Source organism: Dysgonomonas sp. Shenzhen-Wh21, from assembly GCF_043392705.1.
GTDB lineage: Bacteria > Bacteroidota > Bacteroidia > Bacteroidales > Dysgonomonadaceae > Dysgonomonas.
Map to the genome: position 1 here is coordinate 1 of NZ_JAIXHZ010000097.1, position 4,855 is coordinate 4,855.

General features: G+C 34.7%; 4 protein-coding genes. All 4 read left to right on the top strand.

Features of this window, described 5'->3' with window-relative positions; all coding sequences use genetic code 11:
* The first annotated feature begins 213 nt into the window (after nucleotides 1-213).
* Complete coding sequence (locus tag LDB17_RS06440; RefSeq protein WP_252639349.1) at nucleotides 214-1,008, top strand: hypothetical protein; 795 nt, start codon at nucleotides 214-216, stop codon at nucleotides 1,006-1,008.
* Between the two features lie 89 nt (nucleotides 1,009-1,097).
* Complete coding sequence (locus LDB17_RS06445; protein ID WP_252639350.1) at nucleotides 1,098-2,390, top strand: M6 family metalloprotease domain-containing protein; 1,293 nt, start codon at nucleotides 1,098-1,100, stop codon at nucleotides 2,388-2,390.
* 64 nt (nucleotides 2,391-2,454) lie between these two features.
* Complete coding sequence (locus LDB17_RS06450; protein WP_252639351.1) at nucleotides 2,455-3,528, top strand: hypothetical protein; 1,074 nt, start codon at nucleotides 2,455-2,457, stop codon at nucleotides 3,526-3,528.
* 502 nt (nucleotides 3,529-4,030) lie between these two features.
* Nucleotides 4,031-4,378: a LytTR family DNA-binding domain-containing protein gene (locus LDB17_RS06455; RefSeq protein WP_252639352.1), complete on the top strand. Its 348-nt coding sequence runs from the start codon at nucleotides 4,031-4,033 to the stop codon at nucleotides 4,376-4,378.
* The last annotated feature ends 477 nt before the right edge of the window (nucleotides 4,379-4,855 follow it).

Here is a 4,855-nt window from a genome sequence, read left to right on the forward strand (position 1 = left end):
ATTAGGTAAATCCGTTATTCATCAATATTATTTTTCATTTGGATAAAAGCTACTATACGTTTGTGGTATAATAAATACAGATACTGACAAATTTAATCCTTAATAGGATAGGAGATTATAGTATAAAGAACTGATGATTAGAAACTAAAACAATGATATGCTTCGGCATATTTATAAGTCCTTATCTATTACTAATTTAAAATCTGAAGAATTATGTCAATAATCAAAGATGCAATCAAAAGTTTTGATGCCACGGATGCAAAATTCGAAGAGCAGAAAGAAGCTGTAAAAGCTTTGGAACAGTTGGGAAGTGCGAAAGCCGATATTTTTATCAGGGATATTGAGAAAAGCCTATTGACTGCCGGTGAAGAAAAAAGTAACAAGACGGTACCTATCACATATATGGTAGGGAGTAAAAAAGAAGTTCGTGCGTTTTCGTCGAGTGAAGCTGGAAATATAGGCAATGTAGTTACTTCCAGCCTCACCGCATTTCTGAGTGGTGATAAGCAGAATATAATCAATGGGATTGGTAATCTAGCCAGCAGTGCTCTTAATATTTTTTTAGGGGAGGGAGAAGCGTCGTCAGATACGATCGAAATGTATTATGTAGCTACTGATGGATTATCTCCGGTAAGGGTCGATATGAAGGCTTGGTATCAAGGTGTAATGGCTAAATCCATTACAACAAGAATGGAACGTGTAGTTGCCGTAGTAGCTACTAAATCTGTAATTGATGTTAATCGCATCGATCTAGGCACTTTCCTTTATCTGTACCAAGGACAATTTGATGCCAGTAAAATGACGATGAAAGAATTATCAGCGGCAATCGAAGCTGCCGCCGATGTTTACAATACGTTTGTAGAACGCTCTGTGAAAAAAGGAACTCTCAGCCAACAAAGAGCAAATACGCCTGAGGACGATAAGGAAGCTTATTTGCAAACATTAGGTAAACCAACCAAGGCTGAAGATATCCCAATCAAATTTGAGGATAATAGACCAACCAATTAACCTCAAAGAAGGAATAAATCGGCGAATCCTCTTTTATCTTTTTTATAGAAAGAAAAAGATAGAAGAGGATTTATAAAAACAATTCTATTATGTTTAAAATTTACAGTCTTTTCATTGCTTTATTGATGTCCATTGGATTGGCTCATGAAATACCAGTCTGTTATGATGATAGTATATATCCTGTAACATCTCTGAAAGCACAGAAGATAAATTCAATAGGCGAATTTCACGGATTAGTTATACTTGTCGAATTTTCTGATACTCATTTTACTATACCCGCACCTAAGGATAGTTTTAGCTCTCTGTTAAATGCTGAAGGTTATAATTATCAGGGAGCTAAAGGGAGTGTAAGAGATTATTTTATTACTAATTCAGACAGCCTGTTTTTTCCCAATTTTAATGTTATAGGACCTATTCGGTTACCAAAACCGATGGCATATTATGGTCAAAACGGTGATAATCAAGAAGAAATTCGTGCGGCAGAAATGGTAATTGAAGCTTGTAAACGAGCTTCAACCGAGATTGATTTTTCTAAATACGACAGTAACAATGATGCTCTGGTAGATATGGTATATATATTTTTTGCTTCGTATTGTGAGAATGAAAATCCAAACAAGAGGGAATATATATGGGCACATGCCGGAAATATTGTAGATTCATGTTTGACTATATCCAATAAAACTATAGGACGCTATGCATGTTCATCCGAGTACATCGGAAAGGATCATGATCCAGATCCTCTAATGGCCACTATTGGTACTTTTTGTCATGAATTTAGCCATGTACTTGGGCTACCCGATTTTTATAACACATCGTCAGGTAGTGGTCTCACTTTAGGAAGTATGAGTATTATGGATAGAGGTAACTATCTCGATAAGGGGCGTTGTCCTGCGGGATATTCGGCTTTTGAAAGAGAATATGTGCAATGGATGAATATTCCTGTTCTTGAACCGATTGATACGATTGTTTCTATAAAGTTAAATCCGGTAAGCTCTTACTCGTCCGCAACACGCATATTATGTGCTTTTAAGATCGCAATACCTGATACGAAAGAATATTTTTATTTTGAGAATCGTCAGGCTGAAGGATGGGATCGATATTTACCTGGAACAGGACTATTGATTTATCATGTAGATATGTCCGATGAAGATGCGTGGGATATGAATATGGTTAATACGAAGTCTTCCCATCCCTATTATCAACTGATACGTTCAGGGTTCTATTCTATGATAGATTACACATGTATTCCTTTTCCAGGACAAGATAATAAGACAATGTTTTTGCCTCCCCTTATATGGGATGGGAGAAACGCAGATTTTGAATTGCAAGATATTAAAGAAGAAGAAAATTGTATAGAGTTGAACCTTATTTGGAAGAAGTAAGATATATAAGAATCAGAAAAGCCAAGTAATATTAAAGAATTATTAATCATTAAAAGTTAAGCTTATGTCAATTCGTCCATTAACTAAAACGACAGCTGATGCCTTATGTACAATAATTACAATAGGCTTCATTGAAGATCAAGCACAAATTAGAAATGTAGATGAGGGTCTATGTACAGATTTCGAGTATGAATTGAGTGGAAATCAACAGCAGCAACAGGAGGTTATACGAGAACATGAAGAATTCCGTCAGTTAATATTAAGAGATGCTGGAGTTAATGTAAAATTTATTCCAACGGTTCCAGCTCGTAATCAGCCTTATATTTTAGCAAAACCACTCAATCAGGATCAAATACATGATACGACCATTATTGATGCATATGATCAAACAGAAGGATTTTGGAACGCTATGGAGGCCGATGCAAGTATAACTAAACCTCGTGGTGCATACATCGGCGGATTTATACGTACCGGTGGCTTTAATATAATAGGACCTTCCATGCTCTCTATTTACAGACCGTCGTACAGAATGAATGTCACCGATGATGTTTATCAAGAATATGACGGGATCGCAGTAGAAGTTATGAATGCTTCGAACAGCGTTGCTAGAGCACAAAGAGCGCAGCCAGCTAATATTATTTATGTTCCGAGCGAGCTAACACCTCGGGGAGGGATGCAGAGAGATCATCTTTTTGGTTGTGTTCATGGCATGATACAAGCAATGCTATCATATCCAAATCTTGAAAATGAACAAGCCCATATCGAGTATTCTCTGGGACCGGGAACAACAAAGGTGGCTTCATGTATACCATGTAGTATCTTTATGAGTGCAAATGGAATGCCGGCCACAGCTACTCATTTGGGACGAGGTGACTTTTGGAATTTTCCTCAGGACGTAAATCTAAATGATGATATGCGAGTAAGATGGCGTAGGAAAATTTCGACATACTTCTTTAGGGGGTATAAAGCTCTTGGGGAAAGAATGAACTCTAATCCAAATTTGCAAATTTTCAGAAATGTTGAAGATCATGGGCTAGGTGGGGACCCTTTTAATGAGGAAACGCTATCTCAGCTTTATCTCGAAGCTTTGACTTTTCCTGATAAATTTACAACAAAAATCATTAATACATTACGATAATATTTTTATAATAGAGTCTTAAGGGGTATAATTTATTTTGAGACTAATAATAATGTAATGTGAACATGTGGCATCGGTTGTAATAGAAGTAGCCCTCATGTCAAATTATTGACTCTTACTTCAAATACAACCGGTGTTTATCTATTTATCTATAGAATTATCACTCTACATTTCTTAACTTTCTTTTCTTATAGACTGTTTTTGAGAAATTTATATTTCTTTATGTTTTTAATTAACAAATGACCCCAAAAAATTGTTCTAATACTTATATTTTGTTTCGATTCTATCCAGATTTGCGTAAGTATCCATCCATGTTAATACAGTCAAAAATGATTTTTCATCTGTTTTAGATGTGTAGAATATAGTAATCAGAGAGTGTTTCTATATAATGAAACAGTGTTCTAATTGGCTGATTATGGGATAATCATTTGTAAGGATCTTTTTTGAGATCCTTTTTAAATGGTCAATATCGCTCTATTTCTTAATATAACTAATATTGATTATGAGAAATATTGACAATGAAGTTTTATATATTATTCCTGCTTTGTTTGTACGTACTGGTAAAACTGTGAAGTATATACCTTTCGACCAGATTCTTTATCTGAAAGCCGAAGGCAGTTACACAACCGTTGTCTTTTGCAATCAAACTAAAGAACACTTATCCTCCCTAACATTAGGACAGATAGAACAAAAAATGAAATGTCCTTTTATTCCCAGAGTTCACCGTTCGTATATGGTTAACCTTAAGCAAGTAACAGGCTTGGTCGGCAATGCGATGAAGGTAGGTAAAGAAATAATTCCTATTGGCAGAAGTTATAGACACATTTTGGAAAGCTTTATTATTATATAGGTATTTCATTACGAACAAGGGAGAAAAAAGAGAGCTATAAACATATACAATGCGACCATAATATTCATCAATAGTACTATGGACTATAGTTATAAGTTCCTCCTGTAAATCTTCCTTAGAAGTAAAGATTTTATCCATTCCTTAGCGAAATATATAATTTGCAATATTCTTAGTTATTCATATTTCACCTGTAGCCAATACTCCTTCTATCATAATAATAAATATCTTGTTTTCACAAAAATAACATTTAATGAGCCAATAAATATATCTTTGGAGTATAATTTAGGAATAAGTTTTAGACATTAAAGTATATGCAAAGATTAGATTTAATAGTAGACCAATATTTAGAGTTTGAGACAGATTATGCTCTGTTAATGACAGGTGCATGGGGAACAGGCAAGACCCATTACTTCAATCAGACAATTAAACCCATAATTGAAAATAAAGGTACATTAAAGGATAAAAGTAAGAAATACA